The 15,730-nt window shown below is 56.1% G+C and carries 15 protein-coding genes; 6 read left to right on the forward strand and 9 right to left on the reverse strand.

The window, feature by feature from the left end; all coding sequences use genetic code 11:
* Positions 1–82: 82 nt before the first annotated feature.
* The gene (locus DPF_RS05285) at positions 83–1,150 is read right to left on the reverse strand and encodes an extracellular solute-binding protein (protein ID WP_069857829.1); all 1,068 of its coding nucleotides are present in this window, start codon (positions 1,148–1,150) and stop codon (positions 83–85) included.
* A gap of 780 nt (positions 1,151–1,930) precedes the next feature.
* On the opposite strand from DPF_RS05285, the gene DPF_RS14365 reads away from it, so the two are divergent.
* Positions 1,931–2,056, forward strand: coding sequence for a hypothetical protein (locus tag DPF_RS14365; protein WP_269433409.1), 126 nt, complete (start codon positions 1,931–1,933; stop codon positions 2,054–2,056).
* A 44-nt stretch (positions 2,057–2,100) separates the two neighbouring features.
* Here DPF_RS14365 and DPF_RS05295 read toward each other — a convergent pair whose 3' ends face one another.
* Complete coding sequence (locus tag DPF_RS05295) at positions 2,101–2,718, reverse strand: 4Fe-4S binding protein (protein WP_069857831.1); 618 nt, start codon at positions 2,716–2,718, stop codon at positions 2,101–2,103.
* A 236-nt stretch (positions 2,719–2,954) separates the two neighbouring features.
* Here DPF_RS05295 and DPF_RS05305 point away from each other — a divergent pair, with 236 nt between their 5' ends.
* Entirely contained in the window at positions 2,955–3,662 is a 708-nt protein-coding gene (locus tag DPF_RS05305; RefSeq protein WP_069857833.1) for a hypothetical protein, read from the forward strand.
* A gap of 224 nt (positions 3,663–3,886) precedes the next feature.
* Here DPF_RS05305 and DPF_RS05310 read toward each other — a convergent pair whose 3' ends face one another.
* Positions 3,887–6,019 carry a Tex family protein gene (locus DPF_RS05310; protein WP_069857834.1) on the reverse strand — a complete coding sequence of 711 codons (2,133 nt, stop codon included), beginning with the start codon at positions 6,017–6,019 and terminating at the stop codon, positions 3,887–3,889.
* Positions 6,020–6,162: 143 nt separating this feature from the next.
* On the opposite strand from DPF_RS05310, the gene DPF_RS05315 reads away from it, so the two are divergent.
* Both DPF_RS05315 and DPF_RS05320 read left to right on the forward strand, forming a co-directional pair.
* Entirely contained in the window at positions 6,163–6,864 is a 702-nt protein-coding gene (locus DPF_RS05315) for a FadR/GntR family transcriptional regulator (protein WP_069857835.1), read from the forward strand.
* Positions 6,865–6,956: 92 nt separating this feature from the next.
* Positions 6,957–7,754 carry a sulfite exporter TauE/SafE family protein gene (locus DPF_RS05320; RefSeq protein WP_069857836.1) on the forward strand — a complete coding sequence of 266 codons (798 nt, stop codon included), beginning with the start codon at positions 6,957–6,959 and terminating at the stop codon, positions 7,752–7,754.
* A gap of 12 nt (positions 7,755–7,766) precedes the next feature.
* Here DPF_RS05320 and DPF_RS05325 read toward each other — a convergent pair whose 3' ends face one another.
* Positions 7,767–8,627: a rhodanese-like domain-containing protein gene (locus tag DPF_RS05325; protein ID WP_069858747.1), complete on the reverse strand. Its 861-nt coding sequence runs from the start codon at positions 8,625–8,627 to the stop codon at positions 7,767–7,769.
* Positions 8,628–8,727: 100 nt separating this feature from the next.
* The gene (locus DPF_RS05330) at positions 8,728–8,910 is read right to left on the reverse strand and encodes a ferredoxin (RefSeq protein WP_069857837.1); all 183 of its coding nucleotides are present in this window, start codon (positions 8,908–8,910) and stop codon (positions 8,728–8,730) included.
* A 238-nt stretch (positions 8,911–9,148) separates the two neighbouring features.
* Between DPF_RS05330 and DPF_RS05335 the strand changes: the two genes are divergently transcribed.
* Together DPF_RS05335 and DPF_RS05340 are read left to right on the forward strand one after the other, a co-directional pair.
* Positions 9,149–9,388 carry a hypothetical protein gene (locus tag DPF_RS05335; RefSeq protein ID WP_069857838.1) on the forward strand — a complete coding sequence of 80 codons (240 nt, stop codon included), beginning with the start codon at positions 9,149–9,151 and terminating at the stop codon, positions 9,386–9,388.
* A gap of 308 nt (positions 9,389–9,696) precedes the next feature.
* Positions 9,697–9,936, forward strand: a complete 240-nt coding sequence (locus tag DPF_RS05340; protein WP_069857839.1) for a hypothetical protein — start codon at positions 9,697–9,699, stop codon at positions 9,934–9,936.
* 102 nt (positions 9,937–10,038) lie between these two features.
* Here the strand turns inward: DPF_RS05340 and DPF_RS05345 are convergent, their stop codons facing one another.
* The 4 genes from DPF_RS05345 to DPF_RS05360 form a co-directional block, all read right to left on the reverse strand.
* Positions 10,039–10,881, reverse strand: coding sequence for an MBL fold metallo-hydrolase (locus DPF_RS05345; RefSeq protein WP_069857840.1), 843 nt, complete (start codon positions 10,879–10,881; stop codon positions 10,039–10,041).
* A gap of 139 nt (positions 10,882–11,020) precedes the next feature.
* Positions 11,021–12,853, reverse strand: coding sequence for an anaerobic ribonucleoside-triphosphate reductase (gene nrdD, locus DPF_RS05350; protein ID WP_069857841.1), 1,833 nt, complete (start codon positions 12,851–12,853; stop codon positions 11,021–11,023).
* A complete protein-coding gene (locus tag DPF_RS05355; protein WP_069857842.1) occupies positions 12,846–13,538 on the reverse strand; it encodes an anaerobic ribonucleoside-triphosphate reductase activating protein in 693 nt (230 codons plus the stop codon). The genes nrdD and DPF_RS05355 overlap by 8 nt, the downstream gene beginning before the upstream one ends.
* A 68-nt stretch (positions 13,539–13,606) precedes the next feature.
* The gene (locus tag DPF_RS05360; protein ID WP_069857843.1) at positions 13,607–15,655 is read right to left on the reverse strand and encodes a ribonucleoside triphosphate reductase; all 2,049 of its coding nucleotides are present in this window, start codon (positions 15,653–15,655) and stop codon (positions 13,607–13,609) included.
* Positions 15,656–15,730 lie beyond the last annotated feature (75 nt).

Genomic DNA, 15,730 nt, shown 5'->3' on the forward strand with positions numbered 1-15,730 from the left:
CTTCCTTGGGACATGAGAAAACAAACGAAAAAAGGCGACCCCGAAGGTCATGATTCTCCGGGGTCGCAGGTGCAAGCAAAGGTTACTGGGCAGCCTTGACCTTGTCCAGGATCTTGCCCTCAATGGATTCCAGCTTGGCCGGAACCGGGGGATACCATTTGATATTGTCGATGTCCGCCTGGGAAAACCCGCGCTGGAAATCGGCACGCACATCGGCCTTTGTCAGCTCAATGGCACCCTGGGAAGCCGTGCCGTATTTGCCGATATTGGTGAATTGGGCAGCATTTTCCGGACGGAGCATGAAATTGATCCACTTGTAGGCCGCATCCACATTTTTGGCCTTGGCCGGCAAAGCAAAGGTATCGATCCAGCCCAGAGCACCGCTTTTGGGCGCCACAAAATCAATGTCCGGATTTTCCGCGTGCAGTTTCCAGCCACCATTGTCCCAGGCCATGGCCACATGGACTTCACCGGAACGCATGGACTGGAGCAGGGCGTCGCCATTGGCCCAGTAATTCTTGACCAGCTTCTTGCCCGCGGTCAATTGACCGGCAACCTTGTCCATGAGTTCCTTGTACGCCTTGACATCCGCATACTTGGCAAAGGGATCATCGCCCATGGCAAAGGCTATGGCAATGAGGGTGGGCCGTTTCAACCGGTAGCTGATGCGGCCGGCATATTGGGGATCCAAAAGGGCAGTGTAATCATCGGCATGGGGAGCAAATTTCTTGTTCACAATAAGACCGGACGTGCCCCAGCAAAAGGGAACCGCATAAAAATGTTCCTTGACCATGGTGTTCTTTTTGACCGCATTGAGCATGGAAGGAATGATCTGCTCGGTCTTGACCTTGGTGATATCAATGGGCTGATAGATCTTGTATTTGGCCTGAACCGACGAAATCCGGTCCTGGCTGGGCTGGGCCAGGTCGAAACCGGCACCGCGGGTGGCCCGCAATTTGGCAATCATCTCTTCATTATTGGAATAGGTCACATTGACCTTGATGCCCGTTTCCTTGGTAAACTGATCCACCAGCACCTTGGGAGCATACCCCTTCCAGGTCAAAAGATTCAATTCTTCCGCCAGACCGCTGGTCACACCGGCCATAAGCAAAGCAACAACCATACATCCCAGTACAAATCCTCTTTTCATCAGTGACTGCCTCCGCGTCATAGGTTGGTACGCACAACATTGTTCACACATTGAGGATACACATTTCAGGTTACAATCAGGTGACATACACCCATCATTGTACCCTTGGCATCAACACGCACTCCCTATCATGAAACACCTCTCAAGGCCACAACCCCGGCAGGCACGCAAGCGGGAAAATCGCCTCGCACAAGGGCGTGCATCCGGGCACACACATGACGTCTTTCTCCTGGATACTTTCCCCAGGCCCAAAAATAGTGTAGACTTTCAGATCACCTTCCACCCGGAAGACTGTTTGCCCCTCACTTTGACGCAAGAGGTCTCGTGAATCCCTTGTTCATCTCCTCCATCATTGGTGCCATTCGCGGGCTCAAACGCGTCTGCCCCCGCTGCAGGCACGCCCAGATCGTCTCCTTGGATAACAAAAACAGGACAGTACGCTGCTCGCGATGCGGTGCACATATTCCCCCGTCCAAGCCCAAACAGGGCCCCGCTACCTGAAAAACATCACAAGAGACGCAAAAACGTCTTGAAAACAGGACAGGGGTTGGTTCCGCCTGCCCGAATGTTGAAAGAATGTGCTGGTCGGGGGGATGTCTCCGTGGACAGTATTCGTGTGGAGACCATAGTCAAACTTCTGATCCGTGAAAAATTTTTCTGGAAATAAGCGATATGGGGAAAAAATGCAAAATCGGCTGCTGCGCCTGTTTTCCCTCTTACGGAAGAGAGATCCCGGAAAAATATCAATCCCATGCGCCGCCAATCCCTGCCAGGAAAACAATGCGCGTGATTCACTCCGAGTTCGGCCTTCTTATGCCCATGGGTATTGCCTGGACCGAGAGCGACACCAGGGGGCTGGTCAACATGCAATGCATGACGGAAGCCATGAAGGGGATGCTCCTCTGAACCCAGGACGCCCTTCGGCCCTTTGATTGGGGCCACCCGCCAGCCTACCAGGGGTCTCCCACCGTCTCCATGATGGTCCCCACATTCCGTCCATGGGTATAATGCTCCATCACGAATTCCAAAACCTTTGCCAAAAGATCCAGGGCCTCCTCTGGAGCAAAGACCCCGGGAAGTTCCCGGCCCAACCGGGGATGACGACCCAGTTTGCCTCCCACCACCACCCGGTATCCGGTACTCACCGGGACCAGAGCGGACTGTTCACACACCCGCACGCACGTACCGCACCCAAGGCATGATCCTCCCGCTATCTGCACGCCCTCTTCCATGGCCGTAATGGCCCCATCCGGACACGCCCGGATGCATTTGCCGCACCCGATGCAAAGATCCTGATCCACCACGGGATACTCGGCGGCAATAAACCCCACATCCACGATATGCGGCCTGGAACAGCCATTGGCACAGGCAGCAATGCTGACTCGAAACTGGTGGTGATGACCTATCCTGCCATGCACGTTTTCCTGCAAAAAGGCCGGCCATCCGGAATGTTCAATGACCCGGCTCACCTCCCGGGCAAACCCGTGGGCAAGCTCCAGGCCTTTTGGACATCCGGCAGGGCGGGTCCCTCGACAGACAATGACCTCATGGGTGGATGGTGGTGTCATGCTGATCCCCTTGTAATTGGTTGGTTTCCTTGCTGCCCGATTCCCGGGCATTGCCCCGGGTCAAACAGCCTTTGTGCTTTATGAACACAGGCCCGCATGGCCGTTTTTCCCCGGCAATGTGAACTCTCCGGATATGTCCTCGCACACAAAAGGATTCCATTTTTTTGTTTGACAAACCCATTTGTTATCTAGATGGCCTATTGCTGTTTTTTTCTTCAACCCAAACAGGAGAGACAATGAAACAGATATTTGTCATTGCCATGGCCATGATTCTTGGTGGATGTGCAGGAAGTGGCGGCTTCAACATGAACGGAGCACCGCAACAGGCAACCATTGCACAGCTCGAATATACCTCTGTGGGCGTTACCTCGAAATACAAACTGGGTAACCTGGCCACCGGAACCTACAGGTCCCTGGGCGCCGAAGCCGGCTTGGTGGTGCATACCGGGGTGCAGAAGATTTCCCTGACTGTTGACGCCGCTGAACACTGGTCCATTGAAACAACCAGTGACAGGACCGCTGTCAAAAACATCGGCCTTGAAATCGATATCAAGAATCCCTATGTGGCCACGGTCAAAAAAGGAAACAAAAAAATCGGCTCCATGTACTTCAACGTCCCGTCCATTGACGGAACCAAGCAGGCCCTCAAATACATCGGCCTGGACAACCTGATCCAGCGCAACCTCGCCCTGACCGGCCAGGCCATGATCCACAAGAAGGGTTTCCTGCTGGATCCCGTGTACACGGACCGTTCCGGCAAGAACCAATCCAGCCCCATAGGGTACAAGGTCACGGACACCCGTCACAAACTGCTGGGCATGATCCAGGTGGATCATAACGCCATGGGCGGCCAGGTTCTGCAGGTCATGGTGGTTCCCGGACTCAATCCCATCACCCGGCAAAGTGTCGTATCCATGCTTCTTGTGGCCGGCTATGCCGTGTAAAGAGCACCCTTGCCTTGTGACCAAAAAGCAGGGCTTGTGCCTGCATGAGTCCTGCTTTTCGGTCTGCGTTGCAGACCGTTCCCGGCACCATCCTGCTAGGCCACGATTGTTTATGGAGGACCCTGGCATGATCGGCATGCGCGCCTGAGACGGATCCCAGGCCACCCGACCAAAAGCATGATCCATGGGGACCCGCGGAAACCGACCATTCCGGGTCCATCCTTTTATCCTTCCGCTCTCATGGACAGAGAAATCCGCTTTCTGGCAACATTCACCTCCAGAACCGCAACCTCCACCTGCTGGCCCACCTTGACCACGTCGGCCGGATCCTTCACGTATCTGTCGGCCAATTGGCTTATGTGCACCAGACCGTCCTGGTGAACCCCCACATCCACAAAGGCCCCGAACCGGGTCACATTGGTGACAATGCCCGGCAGACGCATGCCCGGTTGGAGGTCCTGGATGGCAGCCACGTTGTCCGCAAAGACAAAGGGCTTGAACACCGATCGGGGGTCCCGGCCGGGTTTTTTCAACTCGGCCATGATATGGCGCAGCGTGGGCAGGCCCACCTTGTGGGTAACATAGTCCTTGATGCGGATGTGTTCCTGCAAGGCAGGGGAAGCCATGAGCTCGCTGACCGTACATCCGAGATCCCTGGCCATGGTTTCCACAAGGGGATAACGTTCAGGATGCACGGCCGAACCGTCCAGAGGCTGTTTGCCTCCCCGGATACGCAAAAACCCGGCTGCCTGTTCAAAGGCCTTGGGGCCGAGGCGTTTGACCTTGAGAAGCTGCTTGCGGGAGGTGAACGGGCCGTGTTCGTTCCTGTACGCCACAATATGGGCCGCCAATGTCGGTCCAAGCCCGGACACAAATGTCAACAATTCCTTGCTGGCCCAATTCACATCAACTCCGACCTGGTTGACGCAGGAAACCACCACATCTTCCAGGCTTTTCTTGAGTTCTTTCTGATCCACATCATGCTGATACTGCCCCACCCCGATGGCCTTGGGATCAATCTTGACCAGTTCGGCCAGGGGGTCCATGAGCCGGCGGGCAATGGACACAGCGCCCCGCACCGTGACATCATGGTGGGGAAACTCCTCCCTGGCAACACGGGAAGCCGAATAGACCGAAGCCCCCGACTCGTTGACCATGACAACATCCACCTCAGGTCCCAAATCCAGAGAACGGACAAAGGATTCGGTTTCCCGCCCGGCCGTACCATTGCCAATGGCAACGGCCTGGATATGATATCGGGTGCATAACGCGGTCACCTGCCGGGCAGCCTGAACCCGTTTCTTGTCACCAGGAAAGGGGAAGATGGTTTCAGCATGGACCAGCCCGCCCTGCTCGTCCAGACAAACCAGCTTGACGCCGGTCCTGAACCCGGGATCAAGTCCCATGATCCGCTTGGGTCCCAGAGGCGGCGCCATGAGCAATTGGCGAAGATTTTCCGCAAACACCCGGATGGCTTCCTGGTCTGCCCGTTTCTTGAGCTCTCCGCGAAGTTCCGTTTCCATGGACGGAGCAAGGAGCCGCTTGTAGGCATCCCGGGCTGCCAGCTCCACCTGCCTGGCCGACGGTGTATTGTTTTGTACCGCATGAGACAGGACGAGCGCCATGGCTTGGGTTTCATCGGGCAGGATCCTGAGCCCCAGAACCCCCTCGCGCTCCCCCCGCAACACGGCCAGAATCCGATGGCTCGGAGCCTGAGACGCCTTTTCCGACCAGGCAAAATAATCCTTGAACTTGATCCCCTCTTCCTGTTTTCCCGGTTTCACCCTGGTCACAATACGGGCCTGGGTGGCAAACAATCGACGCAGTTTCTTGCGCAATGATCCGTCTTCACTCAACATTTCAGCCAGGATATGCCGGGCGCCCTCAAGGGCCAGGGAGCCATCCATAACCCCCTTGTCCGGATCCACATACCTGCCGGCCAGAGCATCAACATCCCCGGGTTGCTGCCGCAACAACACCTTGGCCAGGGGAGCCAGTCCCTTTTCCCTGGCCATGGCCGCCTTGGTCCGCCGCTTGGGTCGGTACGGCAGATAGATATCCTCGAGCACGGGCAGACTTTCGGCCGCAGCAATGCGATCGCGCAAAGCAGCGGTCAACAGATCCCGCTCCCCCAGGGAAGCAAGAATGGCCTCCCGCCGCTGATCAAGTTGCGCTAGTCTGGCCAGCCCATCCCTGATCCCGGCAATGGCCACCTCATCCAGGTCGCCGGTCATTTCCTTGCGATACCGGGCAATGAACGGAACGGTTGCCCCTTCGCCCAACAGCCCGGCAACCTTTTCCACCTGGCCCGTTCCCAAGCCCATTTCCCTGGCCACACGTGCACATTGTTCCTTCACATTCACCTTCCACCGTCAAAGGGTTCATCTGCACAGACGAAACCAAAACCCGACGGGCGTCAACCACTGACGGACAGGAAAAAGGGATTGACATCTACCCCACAACTCCATATTGGCCCAACCAAATGAAACAAAAAGAGACCATGACACATCCGGAAACATCAGCCCGGCCTCCCAAAAAACTGTATATCGAAATTGTCCATCGGATCAGGACCCTGATCCAGGAAGACGAATTCGGACCGGGTTCCCGGCTGCCTGCCGAGCGAAAACTGGCCCAGCAGTTCGGGGTTTCCCGCAATTCCGTGCGTGAGGCCATCAAGCAGCTGGAAGAGGCCGGTATCCTTGAAAGCCGGATGGGTGCCGGAACCTATGTGGCGGCCAAAAACAAGAAAACCCTGGTCCGGGCCCTGGCCAGGGAACTGGAGCGTGGCAAAGCCCGCATCAGGGAAATCTTCGAGATACGAACCATGCTCGAACCCCAGATCGCGGGACTGGCGGCCACACGGATCAGCACAACCCACCTCAACAACCTGCACAAAATCATCACCAGGCAGGAACAGGCCGTGGGGAACATCAAAACATTCACGGCCCTGGACGCCCGCTTTCACAGGCTCCTGGTCCAGGCGGCAGGCAATGAAGTGCTGGAACAGGTCATGGTCACCCTGCGCAGCATTCTCCGGGAAAGCCGCTCCGCACCTCTGATGACAACGGCCCGGCAACACGCCTCCATCAAGGGACATCGGGCCATTGTGGAGGCCTTGAGCAACCGGGACGCCCAAGGCGCGATCCGGGCCATGAACGAACATATCAGGGATATTGAACAGCCCGATCCAACCCCGGACTGATACCTGCTTGCCGGCCGTCCGATGGTGCCCCAGATCGAGGCCCGCACCCCGGAAAACCATACGACCCAACACCCCAACCACAAGGACCACCCATGATCACAGCCCTTGTTCTGTACCTGCTCACCGGCGCCCTGGCCGGTTTTCTGGCCGGACTCCTCGGTATCGGCGGCGGCCTGGTCATCGTACCCATGCTCACCTTCATGTTCACCGCCCAGGGACTTCCCCAGGAACACATTCTCCACCTGGCCTTGGGAACCTCCCTGACCAGTATTCTGTTCACCTCCCTGTCCAGCCTGCGCGCCCACAACAAACGCGGTGCCGTCATCTGGCCCGTGGTCTGGCGCATCACCCCGGGAATCATCCTGGGTACCCTGCTGGGAACATGGATCGCGGCCCAGCTTTCCACCTCCTTTTTGAAAATCTTTTTTGCCTGCTTCCTCTATTATGTTGGCACCCAGATGCTTCTGGGCATCCGCCCCAAGGCCAACCGCGACCTTCCACGCACCCCGGGCATGACCCTGTCCGGCGGGATCATCGGCATTTTTTCCAGTCTGGTAGGCATCGGGGGAGGAACCCTTTCCGTGCCCTTTCTCACCTGGTGCAACACGCCCATGCACAAGGCCATTGGCACATCAGCGGCCATTGGCTTTCCCATTGCCCTGGCCGGGGCAACCGGCTATCTCATCAACGGTCTCATGGCCCAAGGGCTGCCGGCATCCTGCTTCGGGTTCATCCATGTGACCGCCCTTGTCACCATTGTGCTTGCCAGCGTATCCTTGGCTCCCCTTGGCGCCAGAACTGCCCACAGCCTGCCCGTGCCCAAGCTCAAGAAATTCTTTGCCCTTCTTCTGTTTGTACTGGCCACAAGAATGGTCTGGAGTCTTTTCTAACGGTTGTCCCGATCATTCCTGGACGGCTGCAAAGCAATCCTCGAAAAACCTGGAAACCACACGTACGTGCCCCTTTTCCTGTTCTGCAAGCAGCCGGAAAAAGGCCTGTTCCCGGGGATCATCCACCGTACCGGTCAGATGCCTGTACAGATCATAGGCCTGGTTCTCAATGACCAGGGCGGCCTCGGCAAGATCAATGCACGTCAGTTCCCCCGCCTGTTCAAGACGCGTGGCCCAGGCGTCAAAAGGTTCGCCCCCTTCGAGGATATCCCCCTTGAGGGACATAAACAGATCTTCAAAGGTCTCGGAGGGTTTCGGGCTGACATGACGCTTCCAGTAAACATGCAGGGCCCGGGCATGTTTCTTTTCCAGATCAATAAGCCGAGCCAGACGCTCGACAAATTGAACCTGCGGAAAACGCTCCTGAAAAAGGGAATAAAACCGGAAAGCCCCCTTTTCCATGTTCATGGCCCGCATGATCATCCGGTCCATGGGTTCATGCACGTCAAAGACATCCAACCGGGGCAGACCGACCAGCTCGACGCCCTCATACCCGCCAAACCCTCCGACCAGGTTATAGATCCCCCGAAACCCGACTCCCGTGTCCCGAAGCAGCCTGGCCGCGGCCATGGAACGCGCTCCACTCCGGCAATAGAATATGATATCCCGGTCGAGCTCAAATACATCCAGGTGCTGCTCCAGTTCTCCCAACGGGACCAGTCTGGCCCCGGGAATATGTCCTGATGCATACTCATCGGGTTGACGGACATCCACTATTTCGTATTCGTCTTCCCTGTGCGAGCCCACAAAGCCTTCCCATTCTTCCGGGAAAACATCCTTAATCTCTGTCTGTTCCTTGCTGGCATCCAGCATGTCTCCTCCCGGGTTTTCCCCTGCACGGGTCAAAAACCAGGAAAGGGCCAAGAGCCCGGAAGGCTTTTGACCCTTTCAAATGGTACAATGATCATTACTCCTATTCCTTGGAAATGGCCTCCACCGGACAGCTGTCTATGGCCTCTTCCACACATTCCAGCGTGGAATCCGGATCAATGACCGTTGCCTTTTCTCCTGCATCATCCATTTTGAAAACTTCGGGGCACAATTCCACACAGGTTTCACAGCCCAGACATTCTTCCACATCAATAACGATCGCCATAGTTGTACCTCCATAATGTATTTGAATTCACCCTCCCATATATCGTTCCCCCGGGTTTGGCAATTACCCGGTAACATTTTCTTCGATCATGAGCAGGGGAGTCCAATACAGGCCCGGCTTGGGAGCTTTTTTACCGCGAAGTCCCCTTTTTTCTTGATCTTTACAGCGGACGTCAGCTAGCCTTATCCGTGCCAGCAGCTTGTGGAGCTCATAACCAAGGAAAAAGGAGAGAGCAGCCATGGTAGCAAGTCTCGACATCACCGACACCAACACCCGTTTTCGGGTCAGCAAGAACCCTGACGGAACCATTTTGCTCGACTGTCAGGGAGAAATCGCCTGCATCGAAACCTTTCCCGATGGACAGGCTCTGGCCCGGTTCTGCCAGGAGAACAAGGTTGATCTGAATACATTTTTCACCCAACTGGCCACATGGGACAAGTCCGTTGCCGCCCAATTCGCCAAGGGAATCTATCGCTGACCCCTTGCCAATGCAACAGGCCTGGTTATGTATGCACTATGACGAGGGTGCAGGTGTTTCCGGCCTGCAGGGAAAACGAACATCAAAAAGCTGAAAGAGTCCGTACTTCGGACTGACACGTTGACAAGAAGAGTTTCTCCCCATCGGATCACGGCACCCTGGTCATGGTCATGAAAAGCGCCAACAACCGGTCCTCAACAGGTTGTTGGCGCTTTTATGGTTTCCCGACTTGAATTCCTTGTTGGACCGGTATAGCGTACATATCATCTCAAATGGACGTGAACCCCTTGCAACAGGACCGAACCGACATGGAAAGACAATGTTCCCCCCTGAGTGATCTTTTCAAAAAACTGGCCCTGTCCTTTGCCATTGGATGGGGACTGATCATTCTCCTTCAGACGGTTCTATGGTTTCAGCATGACGCCTGGATCCCCATTCCCTTTGGCAGGTACGATATCTCCCTGAGTCAGATTCTGGGCTGGGGAACAGTGTTTTCCCTCATTGCCAAATGGGTCATTGACCACAAACCCCGCCGTCCCCGCTCATAGCCCTTGCAATGCTGCCGACCATGTAAAAAGGCTGATCCCGTTAAAAGATCAGCCTTACGCTTGTTCATGGCCCATGATGTTTTCGGCCTTTGGAAAGTCCCCTCATCCAAGGGTCCACTGCATGTCCTGGGCAACGGCAAAGCAGTCCACCGTGCTCCCCCTGGCCGCCAGGATCTCCCGGCAGTGCAGAACGATACGATCAATGTCCGTATCACTTCGTTCCTGGTTGTGATGAAACAGTCCCAGCCTGGCCACCCGGGCATCAGCAGCCAGCCGCACGGCATCCTCGTACCGGGAGTGTCCCCAGGTACGGGTCAGCTCGTACTCCTCCCGCGTATACTCGCCGTCATGCACAAGCAGATCCGCGCCCTGACAAAAATCCACAAAACGGGCATAGGAAGAACCGTTCTCATAGCTTTTGCCCAGCTCATTGTCCGTCAGAAAGACAAAGGATCTGCCCTGTTCCGTAATCCGGAATCCAAGCCCCTGGTTGGGATGATTCAAGGCAATGGTCTCAATGTGCAACCCGCCCAGGTCAAGGGAGGAGTGTTCACAGGACACGGTAGTGATCCTGGCGCTGATATCACGGGCCGGCACGGGAAAATGGGGCGGGGCCATGACATGAAATAACTTTTCCTGCACGTTTCCCTGCACCTTGGGCCATCCGTACAGGGTTATCCGGGTCGAAGATTGGTACAACGGCCTGAAAAAAGGCAGGCCCAGCACGTGATCCCAGTGGAAATGGGTCATGATCAGGGCAATCTGCTCAATACCTTCCTGCATGAGCCGCATGCCCAGCCGACGTATCCCGGTCCCGCAATCAATGATCAGACAGCCGCCGAACCGATCTCTGACCTCCATGCATGGAGAGTCCCCCCCGTACCGTTCGTACTGTTTTCCGGAAACCGGAATGGACCCTCTGGCCCCCCAACATCGGATCAGCATGCATGCCTCGCCAGCCTGAAATCATGTGTCTTGTCATCCCCGACATCCTACCGCCAAGAATGACAAGGGTTCATACACGGTTTCTTTCCCGGTATCCAGTGCCTTTTTCCCGTTTTCATGCCCCGCCCCTGAACAGCAATCAATGGATACGCACAAGGGATATGCCTGAATACCTGGAAAGCTTCCGGAAGATTGTGGGGAGAAGGGTGTCGGCGGTTTGATGGGGTAAGGCTAGATCCAGCACCGCTCCCCCGGGAAAACGAGATGCAAGTTGGGCCTGGTGCTCGATCTCGGCGTCCAGGGAAAGACCGTGGCCAGGGGGCAGGCCCATGCCGTTGGTATAATGGGGACGACCATTGCTGGAAAAAACGATCTCTGTGTACAGCGACTCATCAATCTCTGCTAGGCGGTAACAGGCCCTGTTGTTGGTCATGGTGGTCACGGCATAGGGGTGACCCGTTTCCCGGGTACAATCCGAGGCAATGGCTGCCAAACGGTCAATGACCTTGACCATGAGAGCGATCCCCTCGGGGGTTGCGATACCCGCCCCAAGCAGGTTCATACACGCTTCATGGCCACCGACAACAGTCAGCAGGCTGCAATGGTTGGTTAATCCGTTTTCAAGATAGTGCTGCGAATAGGGAAACATCCCGCTATGGGTGTAGTCCACAATGAATTTTCGCTTGAATTCCAGAGCCTGCCTGGCATACTCCGCATACTCCCCGATGAGATCGAGAAAATCCGATTCCCGCCCGGCCAGAAAAGCAAGCTTGGGAAGATTCAGGGAAATGGCCCCGATGGCCCCTGTCACACCCTCCACACCCCAAGAGCAATCACACCCCGTCCCAGCCATCTCCCTGTGCCTTTGTTCTCCGGCATCACCTCCACCACGCACGCGCAGGCAGACACAGCGTCCCAAGGCAGCCAGACGCACAATCCTTGAGCCCGACTCGCTTTCCCAGGAAAATCCGGGAACAAGATCATGGGACAGGACCGGAGATTCAAGAGGTTGGCCCAGATGGTCTCCTGCAAGCAGCACCTCACCCAGGGCCTTGTTGAGCATGGCTACCTCGCGCTGATATTCGCCATAGGTTGTCTTCTGACAGCCCGCAGGCACCCCAACAGGGGTTTGCGCCAGCCAGGGAGGCACATCGCCGTCCAGTCCCAGGGAACACATCGGCAGTCGCTGGCGCCCTTGGGAAAAGGAGTTGAGGGCCAGAACGAACTGACGCACAAGATGATGGACCCGGTCATAATCCAGGTTTTCCGCCCGGACAAACGGGGCCAGCATGGTGTCGAAATGACCGAAGAACTGGGTTGCGGCCCATTCCCCCCCCATGGCGCCCAGAAAAGAGATCACCTGACCAAGGGCCGCATCCAGGTGTTCTGCCGGACCAAAGGCTGGTACTCCCCTGAATCCAAATCCCTTGCCGAGCAAGGCCTGCAAATCCCATCCAGCACTGTGCCCGGCCATGCCAAAGGCCAGTTCATGAATATGCAGGTACCCGTTTTCATGAGCCATGCGTATTTCTTCGGGATATTGCTCCAGGGCGTAGCGCTGCTGCACAGCCCCTGCAAGATGTCGGGAAAGCCCCCTGAAGGAATGGGGCCTGACCGTGCTGCGTCCCTGGGCATCTCCCTTGTGCACATAGGTATCAATGGCGTCCCTGACATCAAGAAAGGCCATGTCCTGGCTCCTGATGCCCCGCCTTTTCTCCCGGTACAAAATGTACTTCTTGGCCACGGAGTAGAGCCGGGCTTCCATGAGCACCTGTTCAACCATGTCCTGGACATCTTCCTGCTCGGGAACGGCCACATCAGCAAGATGTTCTTCCACATTCTGGGCCAGCCGTCTGGCCAGCAGGGGATCCCTGATACCGCTGGCGTTCAGGGATTTGAAGATGGCCTTGGCAATGCGGTCCACGGACCAGGTTTCCAGTCGTCCGTCTCGTTTTTGGATTTTTTCAGGCATGGTCGCAAAGAGGTAAACTCGTGCTTTGGGAAAAAACGCCGGATTCGACGCAAGGGCCATCGTCCGAACAATCATTCCCGGACGGTTCAATGAAGTCCTGCAGGATCAACTCGAAACCATCGGGCAGATACGAACGGGTCGTTGCAATATCCTCGCAGGTGAGGCAGGGCACCTTTGTACACCGGAAATAAAAACGCTCGGGATACCGGATGGCCAGGGCAAAGATGGCTTCCAGATGTTTGCGGGCCAGACCGGGGTCAACCCTGTCCCCGGTCAATTGAGGATATTTGTCCCAGGGCCCCTTGACGTCCACAGCGCAACAATCCACCCGGTCCTGTTCCAGAAACTCGTGTATGAGATCCGGACGCATGCCATTGGTATCCAGCTTGATGGGCAGCCCCATGGTGCGCAGATCCGCAAACACCTGCTCAATACCCGCAACAATGCAGGCCTCGCCTCCGGTCACCACCACCCCGTCCAGCCAGGATCGCCGCTTGGCCAGATCATTCATGGTCTCTTCCCTGGAGAGCCTGGGCACGCGCTGAGGATTCCAGGCAATGGTCCGGTTATGACAGGTGGGGCAGCGAAGATTGCAACCCCCGAAAAAGAGCACCGAACAGACATGCCCCGGCCAGTCACACAGACTGACCGGAGCTATACCGCGCAACAAGTCCCAACCGTTCATGTTACCTCTTCTTTCCGCACGAGTTCACAACACCACGGGGGCAAAAGATGCCCAAACGCCCGGACATATCATGCAATCTTGTAGGTCACCCGATCACGGTACTCGGCAGCCTTGCCCTTGTTGAACTTGGTCACAGGCCGGTAAAAGCCCGTCACCCGGGTGTACACCTCGCACCCCTTGCCGCACTCGGGGCAGGAAAAATGCTCGCCCGACAGGTACCCGTGTTCCTGGCACACGCTAAAGGTCGGCGTAATGGTGATATAAGGGAGTTTGGTCAGGGTCATAGTCCGGATGATCATTTTCTTGAGGGCTTCCAGGTCATGCACGCTTTCCCCGAGATAGCAGTGAAAAACCGTGCCGCCCGTGTACAAGGTCTGCAAGGTTGTCTGGTGCTCCATGGCCGCCACCACATCGGACGTGGCTCCCACGGGCAGGTTGGTACTGTTGGTGTAGTAGGGATCGTCCTCGCCCGAGGCAATAATGCGATCACCATAGGTTGCCTTGTCGATCTTGGCCAGACGGTAGCAGGTTCCCTCGGCCGGAGTGGCCTCAAGATTGTACAGGTTCCCGGTCTCTTCCTGAAACCGGATCATCAATTCCCGCAACCGGCTGAGCACTCTCTGCATGAAGGCCTGTCCCTGCGGGGTCTCGATTCCCTTGCCCAGAAGATTCAGACAGGCCTCATGCCCGCCCACCAGGCCAATGGTGGAAAAATGATTCTTGAACCCTTGTTTGAGATACCGTTTGGTAAAGGGGTAGAATCCCTGCTCAAGAAACGCGGAAATGGTCTTGCGCTTGAGTTCCAGGGCTTCCTTGGCCTGTTCGGCATGCTCTGTCAGTAATTCGAAGAATTCGTCCTCGTCACGGGCCAGAAAGGCGTATTTGGGCAGGTTCAGGGTGACCACGCCAATACTTCCGGTCATGTCCCCGGACCCGAAAAGACCGCCGGTCTTCTTGCGCAACTCCCGCAGATCCATGCGCAAACGGCAGCACATGGAACGAACGTCCTCGGGTGTGATGTCCGAGTTGATAAAATTCTGAAAATACGGTGCCCCGTATTTGGCCGTCACCTTGAGAACCAGCTTGCCCACCTCGGAATCCCAGGGAAAATCCTTGGTCACATTATAGGTGGGTATGGGATAGGAGAAGATCTTGCCGTAGGAATCCCCTTCCAGCATGACCTCCAGAAAGGCCTTGTTGAACAGGTCCTGGGCCTCCTGGAACTCCTTGTAGGTCAGGCTGTCATGGTAGGCCCCGCCGATGACCACGGGTTCGTCGGCCATGGACCGGGGACAATGCAAATCCAGGGTGAAATTGGTGAACGGGCTCTGACCGCCCCAGCGGGAAGTGGTGTTCAGGTTGAAGATGAATTTCTGCATCTCCTGCTTCACCTGCTCGTAGCTGAGGTTGTCGATGCCAATATAGGGGGCCAGCAGGGTATCAATATTGTTGAAGGCCTGGGCTCCGGCCCATTCGTTCTGCAGGGTGCCCAGAAAGTTGACCATCTGCATGAGGGCCGAATCCAGATGCTTGGGCGGCTTGCTGGAACAAAAACCCGGCGCATTGAATCCTTCCAGCAAGAGGTCCTTGAGGCTCCATCCGGCACAATATCCGGCCAGGCCAAAAGAAAGATCATGGATGTGAAAATACCCGTTGCGATGGGCCTGCCGGATGTGCTCGGGAAAGGCCTCCAGGGCGTACCTAGCCTGCACCGAACCCGAGGTATGCAGAATAAGCCCCTGAAAGGAATGACTGACATTGGAATTTTCCTTGGACCGCCAGTCGAATTCCTGAACATATCCATCAATGGTATCACGCACAAAATCCGCTTCCGCTTCCCGGGCCCGCCTGCGGCTGTCCCTGTACAGGATATAGGCCTTGACCACCTTGGGCAGATTCTGCTGCACCAAAACCTGTTCCACCCGGTCCTGAACATCCTCGATATGGGGACAATCGTCTCCTTCGAGCAATTGTTCCACCTTGTTGGTCAATCGTTTGGCCAACAAGACATCGTTGATTTTCTGGGACTGGAGAGCCTTGAAAATGGCCGCCTGGATCTTGGATGAATCCCACTCGGCCATGGAGCCGTCGCGTTTGATGATATGCTTGGTTTGCATTCCGGGCACTATGATTCCCCTTTAATGGTTGGTCCCCGAGCATCCCTGACACGTGACGCGCCACATCACGCCTCG

The organism is Desulfoplanes formicivorans (assembly GCF_001748225.1).
Lineage (GTDB): Bacteria > Desulfobacterota > Desulfovibrionia > Desulfovibrionales > Desulfomicrobiaceae > Desulfoplanes > Desulfoplanes formicivorans.

Bases quoted from the DNA above. Each gene is read 5' to 3' on its own strand.
- DPF_RS05285 (WP_069857829.1), bottom strand. From the start codon at position 1,150: ATGAAAAGAGGATTTGTACTGGGATGTATGGTTGTTGCTTTGCTTATG.
- DPF_RS14365 (WP_269433409.1), top strand. From the start codon at position 1,931: ATGCGCGTGATTCACTCCGAGTTCGGCCTTCTTATGCCCATGGGTATT.
- DPF_RS05295 (WP_069857831.1), bottom strand. From the start codon at position 2,718: ATGACACCACCATCCACCCATGAGGTCATTGTCTGTCGAGGGACCCGC.
- DPF_RS05305 (WP_069857833.1), top strand. From the start codon at position 2,955: ATGAAACAGATATTTGTCATTGCCATGGCCATGATTCTTGGTGGATGT.
- DPF_RS05315 (WP_069857835.1), top strand. From the start codon at position 6,163: ATGACACATCCGGAAACATCAGCCCGGCCTCCCAAAAAACTGTATATC.
- DPF_RS05320 (WP_069857836.1), top strand. From the start codon at position 6,957: ATGATCACAGCCCTTGTTCTGTACCTGCTCACCGGCGCCCTGGCCGGT.
- DPF_RS05325 (WP_069858747.1), bottom strand. From the start codon at position 8,627: ATGCTGGATGCCAGCAAGGAACAGACAGAGATTAAGGATGTTTTCCCG.
- DPF_RS05330 (WP_069857837.1), bottom strand. From the start codon at position 8,910: ATGGCGATCGTTATTGATGTGGAAGAATGTCTGGGCTGTGAAACCTGT.
- DPF_RS05335 (WP_069857838.1), top strand. From the start codon at position 9,149: ATGGTAGCAAGTCTCGACATCACCGACACCAACACCCGTTTTCGGGTC.
- DPF_RS05340 (WP_069857839.1), top strand. From the start codon at position 9,697: ATGGAAAGACAATGTTCCCCCCTGAGTGATCTTTTCAAAAAACTGGCC.
- DPF_RS05345 (WP_069857840.1), bottom strand. From the start codon at position 10,881: ATGCTGATCCGATGTTGGGGGGCCAGAGGGTCCATTCCGGTTTCCGGA.
- nrdD (WP_069857841.1), bottom strand. From the start codon at position 12,853: ATGCCTGAAAAAATCCAAAAACGAGACGGACGACTGGAAACCTGGTCC.
- DPF_RS05355 (WP_069857842.1), bottom strand. From the start codon at position 13,538: ATGAACGGTTGGGACTTGTTGCGCGGTATAGCTCCGGTCAGTCTGTGT.
- DPF_RS05360 (WP_069857843.1), bottom strand. From the start codon at position 15,655: ATGCAAACCAAGCATATCATCAAACGCGACGGCTCCATGGCCGAGTGG.